We start from the raw sequence: 21,431 nt of genomic DNA on the forward strand, positions 1-21,431 counted from the left end.
ATCTCGCAAGCTTCGAATGATGCCCCGCCAGAACTCTTAGGAGCGCGTTCGCACCAGCTCCTCAAGTCGATGAAACTGGTTGTTTCGCTCTAGGTCGGGAGCGGCGGCCCTTACTTGAGCTAGGCATTCATTCAGTCCTAGAGGCGCCCATTGTTGGGATCCAACAACGGCACCCAGCAAATCTAAAGCCTCAGTTGGCGACTGGCTACAAAGGCCAGATTCTAGTAGAAGATGGACGATGTAGTCCGAATTCGCTACCGGCTGAAGCCAGTCACGTACCGCCTTCAATGCGGAAGGGAACTCAACCCGGGCCGCGATGGCGAGTCGAGCTAAGGAGGCAGCAATGCTGGGTGTAGCTAGATTGCGCGATTTTGGCCAAATCTCCTGCCAGAAGGGTTGGACTCGATTTCTCCAGAAGTCTTCGCGTTGATCGCCTGCGGCCTCCAGTGCTTGGGAGAGCGATTGTGCGGACTTCTCCAGTCCATCCTGTGGAAGCTTGCCCAATGCAGATCTAAAGTCGTCCCGAGAGTAGCCTTCCAATTGCCCTAGGGCTGAGTGCGTTAGGAAAGCAGAGAACTGTCCTCGGTGTTCACCAAGGTCGGCGTAGTGACCGGCCGTCAATAGGAACTGCGACTTCAATGCCACCATCAATGGCTGGTACAGTCGCGGTGACCAAAGAAATCCTTCCCAGGCTGCTTTCGCTTCGACAGGGTTGGACCAATCGAAGAGCGGTAGTAGCGTCGCTTCGGTCCACGCCCGGTCTACGCGATACAGGGCGATGAGTCTAGATGCGAGCAACACCCTGCCATGGCGGAATCGATCTACTTCAACATCGCATATGGCGGAAAATGCCGCCTTAAGTTCAGGGGGAAGTAGGTCTCCATCGTTGGGCGCCCTCTTGAACCATAGATTGAGCAAGGCGCGCGTGGCATGCCCAATGGGGTGATTAATCGCCTCCGAGACAGGGTTATCGATTGGCTCGCCGTTCCTTGTCATGCCACTACTCAAGGGGATCGGAAGCGCAAGCACTCGACCGGCGAGAGTCAATAGGAGGTTCTCGCGATTCGCGCCGCTTCTTGAAGTGGCCTCCATCCACCACGCTACTGCAGGTGCGATCTCGGACAGAACTTCATCAGGCATTAGCAGTACCAAAGGCGATGCGTACTGCCAGGAGCGGGCTGCCATTGAATCGTCCGACCAAACCTGAAGCGCCTCGCGCCATCGAACTGCGGGCCAGACGTCTTGGTGAGCGAGGTCGCAGAGCGCGGCAAGGCTATGGAAGAAGCGAGTACGGCAGACATCCCGCCAAGTGTCCTCATAGAACGGTCTATGGGCAGGCCTCGGCGATTCAAGCCATTCAACTAGCTCCTTGCGAGTGCGAGGGGCGACATCGACCTCTCTGCCGTCCTCGAAATCCGGATCTCCGGTGCCGCTCATCCAGTGTGAGAATTCGTCCTTCTCGTTAGGGTCCAATCTCAACTCAGGATGCGCGATGGATATCTCCGCTAGGCGCCTTGCTGCAGACACACCAAGATGTAGGCCCGAGGACTCCAGCTTCGCTAGACGAATCCATACTGCGCGAGCAACCAGGCGATCCCAGCGTTCGGACTCCAGATCATCGCGATACATCTCGCGGGGAGGTCCTGCCAAGATGACATTCTCCAAGCGTGCTTGAGACGCGTTGTCTAGAATTCTCCCCTGGAGAACAAGAAGCCTCAGCACTTCGCGTGCGGTGCACTGCGACCACAGCCACCGCCCCTCATCCAGTAGCAGCCAATCGACCCACTGCTCCTGCTCGATGCAATTGTCCTGGCTGGCCGCAAACAATGCCAGCCGCTTGAATGTGGGATACGGGATCTCGAACCATGCCTGAGCCATGAGCGTGGATCTCGACTCATCCGTAGCTCGAACTGCTAACCAAGCGTCGCGTAGCAGTTCAATCAGGCTAACCCAGTCTCGGAAGGACCGGTTCTGCCAATGGGGCGTGATTGATGGAAGGTCCCAGTAGGATCTATCGACAAGGTCATCTGCCTCTCCTAGATCTCGAAGAAGGCCCAGCGCGTCACAGAGCAGTTGCTGTAGGTCCGAATGCAGGAGCGGGAGTGCCTTCTCCCACTCACCCTTAGACTGATCCTGGAGGACCGCATGTACATTGTCCTCCGCAAGCACAAGGTCCCAGTCAACCAACTGCTTAATTCGCACTGTCTCGTCTGCACCATCGGCCACTTCGCCGTCCCAAACAAATGGACGCCTTAGTGTGATCTTTGGGCTGAGAAGGCTACGAAGTTCCATCCGAAGAGACGTGTTCAGTCCCTCACGTCTAAGACGCTTGATCCAACGATATAGCAGCCCCCCTGACAGTGGGGTCTTGAGTCGGCCACCGAGCACGATTCTCCAAAGAGTTCGCATCTTTGGATCGGGCACACCCTTTGGGGCGTCCAGGCGAATAAGATCCAGCTCCGAGACTTTGCCATCCCGTTCCAGTGTGGCCAGACGCTCAAGTTCGGAGTCGACTAGAGAGATCCAGCGACTATCCATCTGCCCGCCACGCTCTGCAATCCATATGATCAATCGTGGATCGTCCAGATGACGCACAAGCCAGCGTGCGAGCTGGAACATCAATCCATCCCATCGGCTGGCCATACTTCCAGAAGACGCCAGTGTCATAGGAGGAGCGTGATCATAAGGCGCAGGCCTACGAACCAAGCTGAATCTGAGTTCTGCATCCTCCTCCTTAACCGAGGAGAAGCCAAAGCGGGCTAGATCCCTCTGCAAGAATCGCTCATGGGAAAATGCCTCGAGGAGCCACTCAAGCGGGGGAACTGGATTGAACTCCGCGAAGCGCTTCGCGGGGAGGCCTGACTTGTCTGAAAGAGCCCACAGCATTCGTCCAACAAAATCGTCCTGGAGCGTGCTGTCCTGAGGTTGGGCCATGGCGTGCTTCGCAACAATGGCCTCTTTACCTTGAACTCCATCGCGATAGACATCTGCCCAAGTCCTGATTGTGTCGTGCAACGCAGAGTGGTCATGGGTAGCAGGCTGAACCCTGTAGAGGATAGGTCTAACGCCCTTAGCTTCCCATTCAATAGTCTTCAGATGCTCTTTCCCGGCTTCGCAATCTCCGAACGCCCACGCCTGCGGGGTAACCTCACCGAGCATTCGATCTGCTGCTAATGCGTCCATCATGTACCGGAGGACCGGATCGTCAATGCTGTATCCAATGAAGCAAACGACATAGTTGCGAAAAAGTTCGCTGACGAACCGCGCGGCCCAGCGTTCGGTCAAGTAAGCCAAGCCGAAGTCACCACTGGTGGCCACTAGTCGATGGAGTGCTGCATCATCCTCACTCTCCGGAAGCAGGCCATGCAGAAAGACAAGCCCATCCCAGCGGCTGCTCTTAGGGATCGGCAGCATTGGAGCGGGATAGGCCGGAAATGGTTGGCCCATGCGCTTCGCCGCCGCGTGGAAGGTTCGATCGAAGTTGGTAGTCACCAACCGCAACGCGCCATCCCGGCTTCGTGCTAACCGAAGAAGCGCTGCTTGGGTGTCAATTGCTCCCTTCCGACGAAGCTTGGGTCTCAACGATTTCGCTAGGGCGCGCCGAACCGCCAATCGCTGCCCAGGCAGTCGCCTTTCAAGTAGATCGAGAGTCGCGTCGAACTTTGAATGATCGAAGGCGGCACGCTCGATGTCCGTGAATGATGTCCCATTCGACGCATAGATTTGCTCAACCAGTCCTTTGAAACCAGGTAGTCCTGACGGGTAGGAGACTCCGGCGCCGCAGAAGAAGACTACTCGTCCTTCTTCGTGTGCCTGTAGAAGTGCTTCTGGGATGTCTGGCCCGTCGACGATGAACTGCATTGCAACTCCCTCTGAATGCTCTCGAACAGAGTGTAGGTTCAAATCAGATGGAATTGGCCAATCGCAGCGTCCAATTAAGTTCTTCTTTTGAAGTTTGTGCGGATTCAGTCTGATGGTCCAAGAGGTGAGATCTGTCCGAGCCCGCTCAACGCCTCGTCGTGGCAGTGCCAATCATTCTTCAGTAAATTCGGCTTCGAACTCGTGCTGATGTGGCAGTATTGAAGGTAGGGTTTTTGGTCTCATCCGCGTTTAGGAATGTTAAAGCCAACCACAGCGGAGGACCGCAACTTCAGCGCCTCAACAGTGGTTGGCAATTGAACGCTTCCATATGAAGGGACTGCATTCCGATACCCACTCATATGGACGAGGTGCTTATGGAACTAGCGAGTCCAGGGCATCCATTCTCGGAGTCCTCCGGACTGGCTCTGTCTGATGCCGGTGGCAAGAAGCGCTCTCATTGCCTCACAGCAACCTACATATGTGATCCAGAGGGAGAGTCTGGAGAGCACTCCGGTATCGAACTGGTGATGGAGTACGTTGGCAGACCATTCATGTCGATCCCAACTCCATAGTTTGGAGCATGTTTTAGCATGCATCGATCATCTGTGTCCGAATTACCTCCGCTAGCCCCTTGAGGCCGGGCAGGGATTGGCGACGAGTGGGGTAGTACAGCATGAATGGTGCGCCCATTGATGCCCAGTCTGGCATCACAACTTCAAGTGCGCCGGACGAGATTTCGTCCTGCACTCTGAGTTCCAGACAGTATGCCAACCCCAATCCCTGCAACGTTGCAGCGAGCAGAGAGTCGGTGCTGCTCACCCTCAGCATTCCGCTGGGAATTACCTTGACCATACGATCACCGTCGCCAAGTTCCCAGCGATAGATTGAGCCGTCGCCGATTCTGTTCTCAATACAAACATGCCGCCGCAGATCGCTTGGATTCTCAGGTCTCCCAGCATGTTGCAGATAGCTGGGCGCTGCCACGACCACCCACTTAAGCGGATGTGTAAGCTCCAGACCAACCATCCCCTCTGGCACTCGGTCACCGTATCGAATGCCGCCGTCAAAGCCTTCCGCTACTAAGTCCACCAGGCGTTCTTCTATCACTAGATCAAGATGGACGTTAGGCCAGCGTTGCTGAAAGCTCCACAGCACTGGCCAGAGTAGGAGGCGCGCCGCATCGTGTGATAGCGAGATCTTGAGCATCTGGATCTCTGACTGCTTCCGAGCCCGAATCGCGGCTAGACCCTCTCCAATTGTATCTAGGCCAGTGGCTGCATAGCGTTCCAGTTCGCGTCCTTCAACGGTGATCGAAAGCGCACGGGTCGTACGATTAACGAGACGCACACCCAGTCGATCTTCCAGCCGCTTTAAGGCGTGACTTAGAGCTGAGGCAGATAAGCCAAGTTCGAGGGCGGCGGCGCGCATTGATCCATGCCGAGCGATCTCGATGAACGCAGCTAGATCTGAAATGCTTATTCTCTCTAGATCACCTTTCAAGACACTTCACCCGGGTATCGATTACTAAACGTGCCAATGATCCGCCGCACAAAGCATGATTTATGGATCGAACGCAGTGCAGATGCTTCCCCATTATCGCCGAGGATGGCATGGCAAGAAGCTGCGCCGTCGACGCTTTCGATCATTTCTGAATTGAAAGAACTTCAGCAATAAAATTGCTACTTGCGCATGTTCGCCGCAGTAAAGTTGCGTCTCCTCCACGGTCGCTGTACTCAAATTTGCTTGGGCCAGAGTGACCAATCAACTGGGATGAACATGTCAAATTCGAATAGTGATTTGCCTGAGCACGACGATGAAGCCACGCCGGTCATCGGCCGCAGACAGTTTATTGCGGGAAGCAGTGTGGCCATCGCCAGCGGAATTGCTGCTTCCTCGGCATTCGGTGCTGTGCCCGCTGCGGTACTCTCGGAGGCGCAGGGTCAGGGCCGCCCGCGAGCCGGCCTGATCGACCCTCGGCAGGCATATCCTCGGCCACCCTACCCGCGCCAAGAACAGCCTTGGCCGGGGCTTGCGTCGAAGATGCGTCCGCTGCCGGACCACGGTGAGAAAACCTATCGAGGCAATCGGCGCCTTGAAGGCCGCAAGGCACTGATTACGGGAGGAGACTCAGGAATCGGTCGGGCCGCTGCCATTGCATACGCCCGCGAGGGTGCCGATGTGGCCATCAACTATTTGCCTGAAGAAGAGGAAGATGCGCGTGAAGTTATTGCGCTGATACGCGCAACCGGCCGTCAGGCATACGCTTTACCTGGTGATATTCGCAGCAAAGACTTTTGCCTGGATCTTGTGCGCAAGGCGGCATCGGCGTTGGGCTCGATCGACACCTTGGTGCTGAACGCGGCGTATCAGCAGCAGGAGCCGGACATTCTAAAGATTACCGACGAACACCTCGAGAACACCTTCCTTACCAACATCAATGCAATGGTATGGATGACCCAAGAGGCACTGCGTGTGTCTCTTCCGCCTGGAAGCGTCATCATCGTTACTACGTCTGAGCAGGGCTACGATCCGTCCCCCTACCTGGTCGACTATGCGATGACGAAGAGTGCGCAGGTTAGCTACGTTCGCTCGATGGCTAAGCAGCTTGGCCCTAAGGGGATTCGGGTAAACGGAGTTGCTCCAGGTCCTATCTGGACTCCGTTGCAGATCAGTGGCGGGACTGCATCCGAGAAGATTCCGAACTTCGGGGGGGACAAGCCGCTAGGACGCGCAGGTCAGCCTGCTGAGCTGGGTTCAATCTTCGTCCAACTTGCGGCAAGCGACGCCAGTTATGCGAACGGCCAGGTGTATGGGGCCGAAGGTGGCGCTGCACGCCCCTAACTTGCGTCACAGACGACCCCAACTCCTTTCATGACTCAACTACACCTGGTCGCCAACGAACGTAGGAGATAGACCTTGACAGAAGCAAGTTACAGCCTTAGAAACCGCTGCGTTGCCATTACTGGCGCCGGTTCGGGGATCGGACTGGCAACGGCGGAGATGATCTTACGCAGTGGTGGAAGCGTTCTTGGAGGATCCAGGCGTTTAGGTGACTTCAAGCGGCTACAGGATGAGTTCGGCGCTGATCGCGCCTACTGGATGCGTCTGGATGTGCGCGATCCGGATAGCGTGGGTGCCTTCGCATCTTGCGGCATTGATCACTTTGGAAGCGTACATTCGGTAGTGGCCAACGCCGGGGTTGGCTACTACGGCGGAGTCGCTGACGCAAGCGATGATCAAGTCATCGAAATGTGTGAAATCAACTATCTCGGAACGGTCCTCACGGTACGTGCTTTCCTCCCTCATCTTCGTAGCGTTGGTGGCGGGGATATTTTGATCGTATCGAGCGTCGCAGCTCATCGCAGTGGGGCGGACGAAGCCGTCTACGCAGGTACCAAGGCCGCCCAGCTCATTTTTGCGGGCGGCTTGGACCGAGAAGTAAGGAAAGATGGGATTCGCGTGAGTGCCATCTGCCCCGCAGGTACTCATACATCTTTTGCCGTGGGTCACGGTCGCACGGCCGACGATCCCCGTTTGAGCGAATTCATGGCCGCGCAGGATGTAGCCTCGCAGATTGTCTATTGCTTGCAGCAACCGCGGACCTTGCGGACCGGCGTATGGACGACTTGGAGCATGAGCCAGTCCAGCTGAGGTGCTGCCCAGACAGCATCGGTCGGCCACAGTTTGATACCTGACCTCAAGACGCAAGCCAGCCCTCGACCCGATATGGGCGTTTTCCGGAATCAAGCGAGGCAGCCATTCCCCAGCAATAATGCCCGTTACCGGATTACCCCGAGATGTCGCACACATACCTGAAGTCACGACTTGCTCTTCCCACGCTGACAGTTGCTATTGGTCTGGCCCTTTCTTCGCATGCCAGCGCTGAAGCTTTGACGCATGCCTCCTCCGTCAAGCAGTTGGACATCTTGGTCGTTACCGCCACCGGTGCCCAGCAGTGGATCAGGGATGCGCCAGCCAGCATTAGCGTTATCAGCCGCGAGGAGATCGAGCGTAAGCCGGTCACCAGCAGCGGCCAGCTGCTGAGTACCGTCCCTGGAGTGACCGGTGGCTATGCACTGTCCGGAGCGCAGTCGAAGATCCGCCTGCGTGGACTGCCCGAGCAGTACACGCTGATCCTGATCGACGGCCGCCGCCAGGGCAACTCCTCCGGCGTGAACTACCGCGACGACCTGGGTCCGCAGGATCTGAACTGGCTGTCGCCGGACATGATCGAACGAATAGAAGTGGTGCGCGGCCCGATGTCGTCGCTATACGGTTCGGATGCGATGGGCGGCGTGATCAACATCATTACCCGCAAGATTTCCGACCACTGGGGCGGCTCGGTCACCTTGAACCACAGCGTGCCCGATTCATCCACCCGCGGTGATACCACGCAGATGGGTGCCCTTTTCAGCGGCCCACTGACCGACAACCTGGGGATCCGCATCGGGGCCAACGTGACCGACCGCAAGTCCGATCGCCTTGAGGGCCAGACTCCGGGCAGCAAGGCGGAGAATGCCAACCTGCAGTTCCACTGGCGCCTCAACGATGACCACGCACTGACCATAGAAGGGTCGCGCGGCGTGCAGCGCAACACCGGCAGCGGTGATGTATATGCCTGGGGTCTGTCCAAGCTGGTACAGACCGGTTACGTGCTGGGCCATGATGGCCGTTACGGCGACTCCACCACCTCCAAGACCACCCTTGTGCGGAACGACTACCAAGACAAGGGCAGTGCGGTGGGCAACCATTCGAAGGAAACGGTGTTCGATACTGCCTTCACCACCGCTTTCCATTGGGGCTTCGAGCACAGCCTGAACGTGGGTGGTCAGTGGAAGCGCGAGCAGCTGGAAAACAGCGACACCATCGGTACCGTACCTGTGACTTGGACCGGCAGCAGCCGCATCAGCCCGACCAGTGAAGCGGACTCATGGGCCTTGTTCGCCGAAGACCACATCACCCTGCACGAGCGCTTCGTGCTGACTCTGGGCGTGCGCTGGGACAACACCGACAACTACGACGACAACGTGAGCCCGCGCATCTACGGCGTGTGGCACCCGGCAGACGCATGGACAGTACGCGGCGGTGTCTCCAAAGGGTTCCGCGCGCCCAATCTTAAGCAGGGCACCGCTGGTGCGGCCACCCAGTCTCTGGGACGCGGCTGCGGCAGCCTGACCCCGGAAGGCTGGAACAGCCGGCTGATCAACGCCGACGGCACGACCGGCTGCTACATGGCCGGTAACCCGAACCTGAAACCGGAAACCAGCACCAACTATGAGCTTGGCGTGGGCTTCGACCAGAACGGCTGGTCCGCATCGGCCACCTACTTCCTGACCAACTTCGACGACAAGATCGAACAGGTGCCGCTGCGCGAGATCCCAGGCCAGAACACTAGCTTCGTAAACGGCTTCTGGTGGACGGTGGCGCAGAACATCCAGAAGGCTCGCACGCGAGGCGTGGAAGCCAGTGTGACCGTGCCGCTGCACGAGCGACTGAGCTGGACCACCAACGCCACACGCATGTTGGAATCGAAGAACCGCACCACCGGCGCCAGCCTGCTAGTGGTGCCGAAGATCACCGCCAACACTTCGCTGAACTGGAGCGTGTCCGATGCATGGTCGCTTAACCTCAGCGCGCAACACATCGGGAAGCAGCTTGTGTCTTCGTCCAGACCTACCTTCGCCAAGGCATACACCACGGTGGATCTGGTCACCGCTCTCGATGTGAACGAAAACCTGACCTTGCGCGTCGGCGTACTGAACTTGGGTGATGTTTCCACGCTTGAAGAAGGCAATAATTACGACGGCGGCGCACGCACGCTCTTTGTGGGCGCGACCGCGCGCTTCTAAGGCGGGTTGATCAGGTCAGGAGATTGCGTTCGGTTCAGCACGTTCGATCACGTCGATGATTGCAAATGAACTTTGCCGCACTCGGGTTTGGAGAATGTAAGCCCGAGTGCGGCTCTAATCGCAATCCTCCGGTCAAACGCTAGCATTCGAGAGCGAGCCTGTTGGAAGAATGAGGGTCTAACCGAGGTCTATTTGTAGGACGACGCTGGCACTATTCGCTTGGCTCAAGGGTAAAGACGAATGGTCCGACTTCACCCAAGCCGGACCATTCGCCGCAATCAATTACTTCTTCTTCGCAGCCGACTGCGCCTGAGCGTCGCACCTGTCCTTCAGCGCCTTGGTCTGAGGATCGGCAAGATCCACCTTGAACTTCGTCCGGTCAGCCAGCTGTTCACACGTAGCAGGCTTTGCCTTAGGCGCCTCCTTCACTTCCGACTCGGCATGAAGCGCCGGATCATGTGCGAAGGCCGATGCGGACGCTGCAATGGAAGCGAAAAGGACGCTGATGAGGGCAAAACGATTCTTCATGTTGCTTCTCCTAGGTTGATTTCGGCGTTATGCCGGGTGTCACGGCTGGTAGAGGTCGGCTTGGTAGCCGGTAATTTGCACCTCGATGATCACGGGGGTGCTGCCGCGGTTCTGCCAGTACCACCCATGGGTACCTTCAAAGGGAGCAATGAACGTTCCCTCGGCCTGACGCTGGGCGCCTTCAACGGCGTAGCTGGTCCAGGGGCCCTTCACGTCGGGACGCTCGCCGTGCATGTCCACGGCAACATCAGACGTGGCCTTCCAGCTGAAAACCATCCCAGCGCCCTGAGCCATATGGGCCTTCACCTCCTGGCCCTTACCAGGGGCAAGCTCGATCGTCAGTGAGTCCTGCCGTAAAGGAGTGCTGGCGAGAGAGACAGCGGCGGGTTCGAAGGCCTGCTTGCCATTGCTCCCGAAGGCAACCTTGGCCTTCTCGAACAGCGCCGAGACGGCTTCGGCGCTGCCAGCAGATGCCGGAACTGGGGGAGCTACGGCCTCTACCTGGTCAGTGGAGGCTAGGGCGTCCAGACCCAGAACCTTACCTACGCCCGTAGGGTCGATTCCGTACTCCGCGGGAAGCACGGTGGTGAGCAGAATCACCCCTGCAACGGCAGCGGCCAGGGCGGTGGATTTCAGCAGCTTGCGAGTGCTGGGCAGCTGATTGGAAAGCGTGATGGACATGAGTACCTCTGTAGATTCAGGAAACGAAGTAGCCGGTGAGCTGCATGCCAACAAGCACGAAGCCGGCGCACATAAGGGCGGTGTTGATGCTGTACGCCTGTCGATGGAATGACGGCAAGCGGCGCCAGAAGCCCATCACGATCAAGATGCCTGCGAGCGCGAGCAGCTGTCCGATCTCGACCCCCACGTTGAAGGCGAGCATGTTTGGGACAAGCCCGTCAGGTGAGAGCGAGAAATCCTGCAGCTTTGTCGCTAGACCAAAGCCATGGAAGAAGCCAAAGATCAGCACGGCGGCTTTGGTGTTGGGCTGTACCCCAAACCAGCGCTTGAACGCGCCCATGTTGTCCAGCGCCTTGTAGACAACCGACAGGCCAATGATTGCGTCGACCAGGTACGCATTCACATGCAATCCGCCCAGGACACCTAGCAGCAAGGTGGTGCTGTGGCCGATCGCGAACAACGTCACGTAGATGCTGACATCACGCATCCGGTACAGGAAGAAGATCACCCCGAACAGAAACAGGAGGTGGTCGTATCCAGTCACCATGTGCTTGGCGCCGAGGTACGTGAACGCGATGAGCTGCAGGCCGGTACTGTCTTCCAGGAAGGCCTGGTCGCCTTCACTGACGCCATGCGCCCAAGCAACGCAAGGCAGAAGGATGGCTGCAAGCAGGTAGAGCCACGCTTGGGTTCGTTTGGAAATGGTCAACTGCATGTTCCTGGGAGGGGTTGAGATGGACGGGTTCACGCTGCGTCCTCCTTCCGCTCATCCCCTTCGCGGTGGATGAGGCGATAGAGCGCCGGCAACACCAGCAAGGTCAGCAGCGTGGAGGAGATGATTCCGCCGATAACGACCGTCGCCAGCGGGCGCTGAACTTCCGCGCCAGCCCCAACGTTTAGGGCCATTGGCAGGAAGCCCAGGCTGGCAACCAGGGCCGTCATCAGCACGGGGCGCAGCCGGGTCAGTGCACCTTCGGTTACCGCTTGGTGCAGGGGAGTGCCCTGTTCCCTAAGGCTCTTGATGAAGCTGATCATGACCAGGCCGTTGAGCACGGCGACGCCCGACAGCGCGATGAACCCCACGCCTGCAGAAATGGACAGGGGTATGTCACGCATCCACAGAGCCACCACGCCACCGGTCAACGCAAGTGGAACGCCGCTGAACACGATGGCAGCATCCTTGCCCGAGCCGAACGCCATGAAGAGCAAGCCGAAGATCATCACCAGGACGACCGGCACGACCACGGACAGCCGCTTGCTGGCAGAGATGAGCTGCTCGAAGGTACCGCCATACTCAATCCAGTAGCCTTCCGGCAACTGCACCTCCTGACCAACCTTCTCTCGCAGCTCCTCTACGAACGAACCAAGGTCGCGACCACGTACGTTGCTGGTGATGACGACGCGACGCTTGCCGTTCTCGCGACTGACCTGGTTTGGGCCTGGCGCAACTTCAACTTTAGCCAACTGCCCCAGCGGAACGAACGCTCTCTGTTCGCCGGAACTGGCCCCGACGGCGACGGCTACCGGTAGCGATGCGAGCGTCCGGGTGTCCTGACGCAGGTTCTCGGGCAGACGAACGACGATGTCGAAGCGACGATCACCCTCAAAGACCTGACCGACCGCCTCACCGCCCAGCGCAACAGAGATGGTCTTCTGGACCTCGTCGATCGAAACGCCATAGCGGGCCAAAGCACCCAGGTCAGGCGTGATGGTCATAAGAGGCAGACCACTGATCTGCTCTAACTTCACGTCTGCGGCGCCTGGGATGGAACCTGCGGCGTCCTCGATCTGGCTGCCGATCTGCGCCAGCTGATCCAGGTCGTCACCGTACAACTTCACCGCCACCTCGGCGCGTACACCGGCAATCAGCTCGTTCATGCGCATCTGCACGGGCTGGGTGAACTCGTAGTTGTTGCCGGGAATTGCTCGGACAGCCTTCTCCAGCTCAGCAATGAGCTGCGCCTTTGGCTTGCGGGGATCAGGCCATTGGTCGCGATCCTTGAGCATGATGAAGGTGTCTGCGACCGACGGTGGCATGGGGTCGGTCGCTACCTCTGCTGTGCCGATCTTTGCGACAACCTCATCCACCTCGGGGAACTTCTTGATGGTCGCTTCAAGCTGGCGCTGCATGCCGATGGCTTGCGTCAGACTAGTGCCGGGAATGCGCAGCGCGTGAAGCGCAATATCACCTTCGTCCAGATTCGGAATGAACTCAGTGCCCATGCGACTGGCCAGAAGACCCGCCAGTACGGTGAGGACGGCTGCACCACCCACAACCAGTTTGCGAGCACTGACTGCCCGCTCCAGCATCGGGCCATACAGCTTGGTTACGCCCCGCATAGCCTTGGTTTCCTTCTCCGAGACCTTGCCCGTGACAAACTGAGCAACCGCAGCGGGAACGAACGTGAGGGACAATGCCATCGCACCAGTCAGCGCGATAACGACGGTCAGGGCCATCGGGTGGAACATCTTTCCTTCCACGCCGGAGAGCGCAAAGATCGGGATGTAGACGGCGGCAATGATGAACAAGCCGAACAAGCTGGGCTTGATCACCTCGGCACTGGCGCTGGCGGCCAAAGCAAAGCGCTCATCCCGGGTCAACAGACGCCCCAGGGCGTGCTGACGCTCGCCGAAGCGGCGCAGACAGTTCTCAACAATGATGACCGCGCCGTCGACGATCAGACCGAAGTCCAGCGCACCCAAGCTCATCAGATTTGCTGAGACACGGTTCTGGACCATGCCGGAGATGGTCAGCAGCATGGTCAAAGGAATGACCGCGGCCGTGATCAGTGCGGCGCGAAGATTTCCGAGCAGAAGGAACAGCACCGCAATGACCAGCAGGGCACCTTCCAGTAGGTTCTTCTTGACGGTTTCAATGGTGCGGTCGACCAGCTCCGTACGGTCATAGACCGCATGCGCGCGGACACCTTCTGGAAGCGTCTCGTCGATCTCCTTCAGCTTGGCAGCGGTTCGCTGAGCGACTTCGCGGCTGTTCTCACCAATGAGCATGAATGCAGTACCAAGTACCACTTCCTTGCCATCTTTGGTCGCTGCACCCGTTCGCAGTTCGGTGCCCTCGTGAACGTCTGCGAGGTCACCGACGCGAAGCGGCAGCCCCTCGCGATTGGCGACCACGATCTTGCGCAGGCCGTCCATGTCCGCCACTTGGCCAGGAACGCGCACAAGGTACTGTTCACCACTCTTTTCAATGTAGCCGGCACCCACGTTCGCATTGCTGCGCGCCACGGCCTCCATCACATCCTGCATGGTCAGCTCGTACGCCTGAAGCTTGCGCGGGTCAGGCGTGATGTGGAACTGCCGCACATAGCCACCGACGGTGTTGACCTCTGTAACACCTTTCAGATGTCGCATCTGGGGGCGTACCACCCAATCCTGGAGGGTACGAAGCGCCATCGGCGTCCAGGTCTCTTCAGCACCCTTCTCGGCTTCCACGGTGTACATGAAGATCTCACCGAGACCGGTGGCGACCGGGCCCAGCGTTGGCTTCAGCCCAGTTGGGAGCTGGGATGCGGCTTGCTGCAAGCGCTCGGCCACCTGCTGCCGCGCGAAGTAGATGTCGGTACCGTCTTCGAATACAACGGTGACCTGGGAGAGACCATAACGCGAGATGGACCGCGTGTACTCCAGCTTGGCTAAGCCGGCCAAGGCTGTCTCGACGGGGAACGTTACCCGCTGCTCTGCCTCCAGTGGAGAGTAGCCCGGTGCTTCGGTGTTGATCTGGACCTGGACATTGGTGATGTCAGGGACGGCGTCGATTGGCAGCTTGCTGTAGTTCCAGATGCCCAAGCCTGACAGCGCCAGGACCAGAAGCAGCACAAGCCATCTATGCGCGATGGACGCGCGAATGATTCGCTCTAGCATGATGGATCCTTAGTGGTCGTGGCTGGCGCCAGACTTCTCGATGTCTGCACGGATCAGATAGCTCTGCTCGGCGACGTACCGCGTTCCGGGCTTCAGTCCGCCAAGAACCTCTGCCCACTCGCCATCACGCTTTCCAAGCTCAAGCATGCGCACCTCATAGGTATCGCCCACCTGCGCAAATACGACGGTAAAGTCGCGAAATCGCTGGAGCCCTGACTCTTTGACGGCCAGTGGAACAGGTGTCTCGGCAATGATGACCTCGGCCGAGACAGCCATTCCTGGACGCCACTTGCCGTCACCATTGGGGATACTCACGCGCGCAACCACGCTTTGGCCGCTGCTTGCCAGCGGAAGCAGGCTTTGGAGCCTACCTTCAGTCTCCAAGGCACCCGTGGCGGAACGGATCCGCACTGCTTGACCTGGAGCGAGACGCTCGGCGTCAGTGCCCAGAGCTCGTAGATCGACCCAGACCTCTGACAGATCGGCAACGTCGAACAGTGTGTTGTCGGCGGCCACATCACCAACACTGGTGTTGCGCGCAAGAACGATGCCGCTGAAGGGAGCAATCACCGCGTAGGTGCGCATGCTGTCATTGCCTTCAACCGTCGCCAGCGTCTGCCCTGCGGAAACGCGTTGGCCCATCTCGACCGACACGCTGCGGACAATACCTGGGAATCGTGCTTTGACGGCGGCCTGGCGGCCAGTGTTGACCGCGATGTTCCCCATCAGCGTGACCGTATCGCGGATAGTGCCAGCGGTAGCCTCTTCCACCACCACACCCGCATCCTTGGCAGCGCTTGGCTCGATGGTGGTACGGCCCTCATAGGACTGATAGGACCAGGTGTGTGTCTTTCCTCCTACCACTGCGTCTGCCTTCACGTCGAAAGAATGAGGTTCCACGACCTCGCCGTTCCCCACGAGATAGTCGTTTTCGGCGGTGAAAGTGAAATCATTGACCTCACCGTCGAGGCGCTTCAACTGCATTGTTGCCTTCACCTCATTCGGTGAGATCGGCTTGTCATTTCGATAGGCGTAGAGGCGGAACTGAGGAGGCGTGTTGGTTTCATAGACGGTGACTTCAAGTGCGAAATCACCATCGCGGAGCATGCGACCGCGGTTGGGGCCGCGCTCGTAGTCGCCGGCCGCGGCGGTGGACTCTGCGGCTTCTTTCTCAACCGGCTTTTCACCGCCACAGGCGGCCAGTGCCAGCGGAAGCAACATAAGAAGGGCGTAACGATTCATGGGCGGATATCCTGGGCGGAGGCGGTGAGGCGATCTGCCTCGACCAGCAATCGGAGATAGAGTGCGGCGGACTCGACTTCGCGCTCACGAAGGTCGAACAGCGTCTTCTGCGCCTGGCTCAATGCGAGATAGGAGAATCGACCCTCCTCGAAGCCACGACGGCTCTGATTCATCGCCTGCTCCGCCTTGGGGAGCTGCCGCTCACGAACGGAGGTGACCTCCAACTGCGCTTGGCGCAGCTGTTGATAGACTCCGAACAGCTCCTGGTTGAGCTCCAACATTTGTGCTTCACGGCGTGACTTGAGCGCACTCAGTTCGTAGTCGACTTCGGATACCGAGTAGGCTGATCGACGCCGGGTTCCCAAGGGAACCGAGATCGACATGACCAAGCCACTGTCCTTCGTTGCTTCAAGACGGCGAAGTCCAAATCCAACACTCACGTCAGGCTTCGCGCTGGAAACGGCGACATCGCGGCGCGCGGCAAGAATTCTGGACTGGGCATCGAAGGCACGTTGCTGTGGCGCGTTCTGAAGGCGTTCGGACAGCGTCTGGTAGTCATCCAGCGGGGGGAGGATGTTTGTATCGCCGGCGACGGTGTCGAAGTCAGCGGTGAAAGAGCCCCAGGAAGACGCAAGCGCCATGCGCGATGCCTCCAACCGCTGGACTGCTTGATCACGCTTGAGCTCTGCATCGGCCAGGGCGATTTCAGCGGCCCTCAGGTCTGAGTCCGGGTTCCGTGCCGCAGAGACCCAGCGGGCCACCTCTCGCTGGAGCGCGCGGGCCATACGAATCCGCTCTTCCGCATGCTCGACATGCTCCTGCGCCGCAAGCACGTCGATGAATCGACCAGCGGTGCGTGTGGCGATGGCCACCCGGGTCACATCAGCCTCTCGCTGGGCTGCATCGACCTCCGCGCCGCCAAGCGCTTGGCGGGCCGCCCGCTTGCCACCCAGTTCCAGAATCTTGGATACCCGGAACGTTGCCTCGGCAGCGTCCATACCTCGCACGCTGCCACTACCGGCCACGTTCTCCAGTTCTCCGCCGAGCACCAACGGGGCTGCTAAGCCCTCTCGCGCCGCACGGTTCTTTGTCGCCTCTATTTGTGCGGCATCTGCCTGCACGCTTGGGTGAGTGCCAAGGGCGCGGGCAACCGCATCCTCCAGGCGCAGCACTTCGGCGGCGTGGCCAGGAAGGGCCACACCGCAGGCGCCGGCAACAGCCAGCGCCCACACACTACGGAATTTCACGGAAGCCTCCGGAAAGAAAGTCAGAACGACGCGCCGCGTCCCGCTACACGGGAGGCGCGCTCAGGCTGCTAGAGCGCAGCTAGGGTCGTCAGACGATCGGAGGTCGGAAGGGTGACGCCGGGTGCCCTGCAGGCACCCTCAGAAGTCGCAGAGCATGGACTTCACCGGCCAGCGGTAGTGAAGCCAGGTAGACGTGGGGCGTGAACAAGCTTCCAGCGAAACTCGCGTCTGCCTGATGCAGTACCGCATGAGCGCCAGTGGCGTGATCCGGGTCCAGATTGTCGCCCGCACCGCCGGCATGTGAATGGCCATGATCCACCGCTGCTGCGATGTCATGTTCCAATCCGTGCAGTTCGCTGAGCTGGATCACCATCGGCCGCGCAACGACACTCAACAGCATCAGCGCAAAGAAGCTGATCCTGAGGGCAAGGCCGTGGCGGGCGGAAAGACGCATATGGGTTAGCTTAAGCGGGGCTGGCTGGGGTTGTCGAGGGGCCGAAACTGGGCGCAGCCCATCGGAAATACCCCACATAGGGCGGTGGCCGGGCCTTAAGCGCACCCGGCCACCGCTCACCGCTGCGGTTTACATCTTCTTGATCAACTCGTACTCCCCTCCGGTGCGGAGCAGAAGCGTTACGGGCTCCTCGCCCCTGTTGCGCCAGAACCATCCGTGGTTGCCATCGAAGGCAGCCAGGAGCACCCCCTGCTTGGTGGCTTCCCCTCGACCCTTCTCATAGCTGATCGCTCGACCGCCGCCGTCTCCGTGGGTGTCGAAGTTCACGACGCCGCCTTCAACAGACCACTGGTAGCTGGCGCGCTCGCCCGCCTTCATGACGAGCTTGATCTCGGTGCCCTGGCCCGGCGTCAGGACAACCTGTTCTTCGTCCCGCCATTCGGCAGCGGTGGCCGCATTACTCGCGGCAGGCTTCTGAGCAACTTCAACGGTCTTACGGTTCTGCGTGGACACCTGCGTCAGCAGGGCGGCTGCCTCGTCTTCGGCGGCCTTTGCGTCCATCGCAGCGTCAGCTGCCGCTTCCTCGGCAAGCTGTTCCTTGATCTCCCCCATTTCCTTCAGACCAAGTACCCGACCAACACCAGTGGGATCGATTCCGTACTCAGATGGCATCACCACTCCAACCAGGAGGATGATGGCGATGCCGGCGGCAATTGCGGTGGTGCGTCCCAGCTGGCGGCTGGTGGGAAGGTCGCCTTCGGCGGGCTTACTGTTGTACATGATGTAGTTCTCTTGAAAGTCAGGAAACGAAGTAGCCAGTGAGCTGCATGCCGATCAGAATGAATCCGGCGCAGAGCATGGCGGCATTGGCGGTGTAGGCGTGCTTGAAGAAGCTGGGCGTGCGGCGCCAGTAGCCCATTGCGATCAGAATCGCGCCAAGCGAGAGGATCTGGCCGATCTCCACGCCGACGTTGAACGCAAGCAGGTTGGGCAACAGACCATCGGGTGAGATGTCGTACTCGATGATCTTGGTTGACAGACCAAAGCCGTGGAACAGGCCGAAGATCAACGTCGCAACCTTTGTGTTTGGCTGGAAGCCGAACCAACGCTGGTAGGCGCCCAGATTGTCCAAGGCCTTGTAGACCACAGACAGACCAATGATTGCGTCGATCAGGTAGCTGTTGATGCCCACGTTGAACAGCACACCCAGCAGCATCGTTGTGGAGTGCCCGATCGCGAACAGCGTCACATACAGCGCGACATGCTTCATCCGGTACAGGAAGAACACCACGCCCAGGAGGAACAGGATGTGGTCATAGCCGGTGGCCATGTGTTTCGCGCCCAGATAGGCGAATGCGATCAGATTTACTCCAGATATTTCCTGGATGTAGCCCTTGTCGCCTTCGGCGATCGCGTGAGCCAACGCCCCGTCAGCTGTGAGTAGCAGCATGAACAGGGAAAGCAGTGCGAGTAGAGTTCGCGGCCAGTGCGACAGTAGTGGGGGTTGGAGAAGGACGCGCGAGAGCGTCCCGGATTCAGAACTGGGGATCATGATGAGGATCTACGAATGCGGTCAGCGGACCTCCGCCAAAGCTATCCGCTACGACACTGGGAACCGGCGCAACGTGCTACGAGTGCGCAGAAGGCGCGCACGGCACGTCACACGGATCACTGCGCGTAAGCGGGGTCCGGGCGGGGAACGAATGAATAATTTCTTGCAGCGACGAACGTCCAGTAAGGATTGACTGGACGGGCGCTGCCAAGCCTCTGCTCAGTGCGAGCACGAGGCCTGGGTCTCAGGCGATAGGAGGCCTGAACAGGGATGAGCGATGATGCTGAAGCTCTGCCGCTGGCTGGTGCCAGGGATGGATATCGCTCAGATCAACTCGAGCGGGTCCAGCAAGGCTGGCCAAGATGCCTACAGAAGCCGTCAGATCGGCCTGGTGCAACAGGCTGTGCAATCCAACCGCGTGTTCAAGATCACGGTCTGCGGCATCACTCACCCCAACATGGGGGTGACCATGTTCCACCGCAGCCTGCACGATGTGCTGCAAGCCGTGCAGCTCACCCAGATGATTCAGGACGGGTCGCACGAGCAGACTCGCCACCAGCATCATGAAGATGCAGCTGCGCAACAGCACGCTGGTTGGTAGACGAAGGGATCGCACGGGCAAAGACTAGAGGCTTGTTCTGGCAAAGTCGATATGACAACGTCGGGCGCGAGCGGTGAAAATGCCCTCTCGCGCCCCTTGTTCAAGTTTCCGTCATCCAGGCCAACGAGGGTGCACGTCGTCGATGACATACCGATGTGAATGCTTGCCGTTGGAAGAGGCGTGTTCCGCCCAGTGGGGATGGTCCGCAGCCAGATCGTCGTGACCGTGGGAAATCTCGTCCGGGTCATGGGCGGGCCAGATTCTCCAGGCGAACACGAATCCGGCGATGCCGACTACTGCCAGTGCCATGATCGCCACTGGCATTCCAAACTTCGCACCCACGGTTCCCGCCAGAGGGTAGGCAATCAGCCAACACACGTGGGAGAGAGAGAACTGCGCTGCGAACAGGAATGGCAGATCGGTGGATTCCGCTGATCGTCGCAGCAATCTGCCGCCAGGAGTCACCAGCCCCGCATAGCTCATCCCCAACAATGCCCAGCCGGCGAGCACGATGGGCCAACCTATGGAGGAGGGCGAGAGCAGCCAGGTAAGACTGAGGGTCACAAGTACAATGCACATTGCAAGGGCTGCGGAGAGCATCACACGCCTGTCAGCCACCCGATCGAGAACCTTGGGGAGGACAAGCGCCGTCAGCATCGAACCGCCACCGAAAGCTGCCAGCGCCCATGCCACCTGTGACTCTGCTCCGCCGAGAACGTTGCGCACCACGACGACAGTGTTCACGAACACCATGGCGCCGCCGGCGGCCGCACACAGATTAAGGGCAAGCAACCCTTTCAGCCTGGGCGTCTTCAGGTAGATCCGCATTCCTCGAATCGCGCGGGCGTAGGGACCGTCCTTTCTCAGGGAAGGAGCAACGAAGGGGAATGCAGTTGAGAACACCAGCATGGCGGATATCACGAAGCCTACGGACGTACCAGCGAACAGGCCGTGGAAGCTGATCAGCGTCAGCAGAGCAGCGGCCAACGCGGGACTCAGCAGGCTCTCCAGGTCATAGGCCAGGCGCGACAGGGACAGTGCTCGGGTGTAGTCGCGTTCCTCCTTCAGGATTTCCGGGATCGTCGACTGGAACAGAGGGGTGAAGCACGCCGAGGCCGACTGCAGCAAGGCAATGAGCAGGTACACCTGCCAGATCTGGTTGACGAACGGCAGACAAAGCGCCGCGCCCGCCCGCACCAGGTCGAGGGCAATAAGCACCGGTTTGCGTAGATTTGCCGGGACGATCGCTCCGGACAGAGGGGCCAACAGCACGTAGACAATCATCTTGATTGCCAGAGCCGTACCTAGCACAGCGCCCGCCTCAGCCCCCGCCAGGTCATAGGCCAAAAGAGAGAGCGCCACGGTAGCCAAGCCCGTGCCGATCAGCGCGATAACCTGCGCAGCGAACAGGTTCCTGAATGTTGGAAAGCGTAGGACCTCGATCATGGCTCACCTCTAGATGGAACAGTGGAAAGCGCCGCTGCCCTGCGGATCGTAATCCGATCCGTAGGGCAGGACGTGAAGCCGTGGAAGG

16 protein-coding genes are annotated in these 21,431 nt (G+C 59.1%); 4 read left to right on the forward strand and 12 right to left on the reverse strand.

All coding sequences use genetic code 11. The features are described 5' to 3' along the window. Positions 1–36: 36 nt before the first annotated feature. Together dsr1 and J3A72_RS03345 are read right to left on the reverse strand one after the other, a co-directional pair. Entirely contained in the window at positions 37–3,861 is a 3,825-nt protein-coding gene (gene dsr1 / locus J3A72_RS03340) for an anti-phage defense-associated sirtuin Dsr1 (RefSeq protein WP_049403663.1), read from the reverse strand. Positions 3,862–4,446: 585 nt separating this feature from the next. Further along, on the reverse strand, positions 4,447–5,361 hold the full coding sequence (locus J3A72_RS03345; protein ID WP_032962204.1) for a LysR family transcriptional regulator: 915 nt from the start codon (positions 5,359–5,361) through the stop codon (positions 4,447–4,449). A gap of 276 nt (positions 5,362–5,637) precedes the next feature. Here J3A72_RS03345 and J3A72_RS03350 point away from each other — a divergent pair, with 276 nt between their 5' ends. The 3 genes from J3A72_RS03350 (at position 5,638) to J3A72_RS03360 (ending at position 9,710) form a co-directional block, all read left to right on the forward strand. Next, positions 5,638–6,702 carry an SDR family oxidoreductase gene (locus tag J3A72_RS03350; protein WP_008266446.1) on the forward strand — a complete coding sequence of 355 codons (1,065 nt, stop codon included), beginning with the start codon at positions 5,638–5,640 and terminating at the stop codon, positions 6,700–6,702. A gap of 75 nt (positions 6,703–6,777) precedes the next feature. After that, complete coding sequence (locus tag J3A72_RS03355) at positions 6,778–7,512, forward strand: SDR family NAD(P)-dependent oxidoreductase (protein WP_075075813.1); 735 nt, start codon at positions 6,778–6,780, stop codon at positions 7,510–7,512. Between the two features lie 275 nt (positions 7,513–7,787). Further along, complete coding sequence (locus J3A72_RS03360; RefSeq protein WP_230374543.1) at positions 7,788–9,710, forward strand: TonB-dependent receptor; 1,923 nt, start codon at positions 7,788–7,790, stop codon at positions 9,708–9,710. Positions 9,711–9,992: 282 nt separating this feature from the next. Here the strand turns inward: J3A72_RS03360 and J3A72_RS03365 are convergent, their stop codons facing one another. The 9 genes from J3A72_RS03365 to J3A72_RS03405 form a co-directional block, all read right to left on the reverse strand. Next, a complete protein-coding gene (locus tag J3A72_RS03365) occupies positions 9,993–10,238 on the reverse strand; it encodes a hypothetical protein (RefSeq protein WP_008267212.1) in 246 nt (81 codons plus the stop codon). 39 nt (positions 10,239–10,277) lie between these two features. After that, positions 10,278–10,919 carry a hypothetical protein gene (locus tag J3A72_RS03370; protein WP_032961297.1) on the reverse strand — a complete coding sequence of 214 codons (642 nt, stop codon included), beginning with the start codon at positions 10,917–10,919 and terminating at the stop codon, positions 10,278–10,280. Between the two features lie 16 nt (positions 10,920–10,935). Next, positions 10,936–11,634, reverse strand: a complete 699-nt coding sequence (locus J3A72_RS03375; protein WP_008264906.1) for a HupE/UreJ family protein — start codon at positions 11,632–11,634, stop codon at positions 10,936–10,938. 29 nt (positions 11,635–11,663) lie between these two features. Then, positions 11,664–14,801 (reverse strand): CusA/CzcA family heavy metal efflux RND transporter, encoded by a 3,138-nt coding sequence (locus J3A72_RS03380; protein ID WP_032961302.1) that lies wholly within the window; start codon positions 14,799–14,801, stop codon positions 11,664–11,666. A 9-nt stretch (positions 14,802–14,810) separates the two neighbouring features. Next, positions 14,811–16,043: an efflux RND transporter periplasmic adaptor subunit gene (locus J3A72_RS03385; RefSeq protein WP_040006894.1), complete on the reverse strand. Its 1,233-nt coding sequence runs from the start codon at positions 16,041–16,043 to the stop codon at positions 14,811–14,813. Further along, positions 16,040–17,290, reverse strand: a complete 1,251-nt coding sequence (locus J3A72_RS03390; protein WP_075075812.1) for a TolC family protein — start codon at positions 17,288–17,290, stop codon at positions 16,040–16,042. Before J3A72_RS03390 ends, J3A72_RS03385 begins: the two co-directional genes overlap by 4 nt. Before the next feature lie 88 nt (positions 17,291–17,378). Continuing rightward, a complete protein-coding gene (locus J3A72_RS03395; RefSeq protein WP_075075811.1) occupies positions 17,379–17,744 on the reverse strand; it encodes a hypothetical protein in 366 nt (121 codons plus the stop codon). Between the two features lie 129 nt (positions 17,745–17,873). Continuing rightward, on the reverse strand, positions 17,874–18,524 hold the full coding sequence (locus J3A72_RS03400) for a hypothetical protein (protein ID WP_008264806.1): 651 nt from the start codon (positions 18,522–18,524) through the stop codon (positions 17,874–17,876). A gap of 19 nt (positions 18,525–18,543) precedes the next feature. Then, positions 18,544–19,194: a HupE/UreJ family protein gene (locus J3A72_RS03405; RefSeq protein ID WP_223224807.1), complete on the reverse strand. Its 651-nt coding sequence runs from the start codon at positions 19,192–19,194 to the stop codon at positions 18,544–18,546. A 379-nt stretch (positions 19,195–19,573) separates the two neighbouring features. On the opposite strand from J3A72_RS03405, the gene J3A72_RS03410 reads away from it, so the two are divergent. Beyond that, on the forward strand, positions 19,574–19,897 hold the full coding sequence (locus J3A72_RS03410) for a hypothetical protein (RefSeq protein ID WP_008264507.1): 324 nt from the start codon (positions 19,574–19,576) through the stop codon (positions 19,895–19,897). A gap of 111 nt (positions 19,898–20,008) precedes the next feature. Here J3A72_RS03410 and J3A72_RS03415 read toward each other — a convergent pair whose 3' ends face one another. Then, the gene (locus tag J3A72_RS03415; RefSeq protein ID WP_008267238.1) at positions 20,009–21,343 is read right to left on the reverse strand and encodes an MFS transporter; all 1,335 of its coding nucleotides are present in this window, start codon (positions 21,341–21,343) and stop codon (positions 20,009–20,011) included. Positions 21,344–21,431 lie beyond the last annotated feature (88 nt).

Source organism: Stenotrophomonas sp. PvP093, from assembly GCF_017876915.1.
Taxonomy (GTDB): Bacteria; Pseudomonadota; Gammaproteobacteria; order Xanthomonadales; family Xanthomonadaceae; genus Stenotrophomonas; species Stenotrophomonas muris.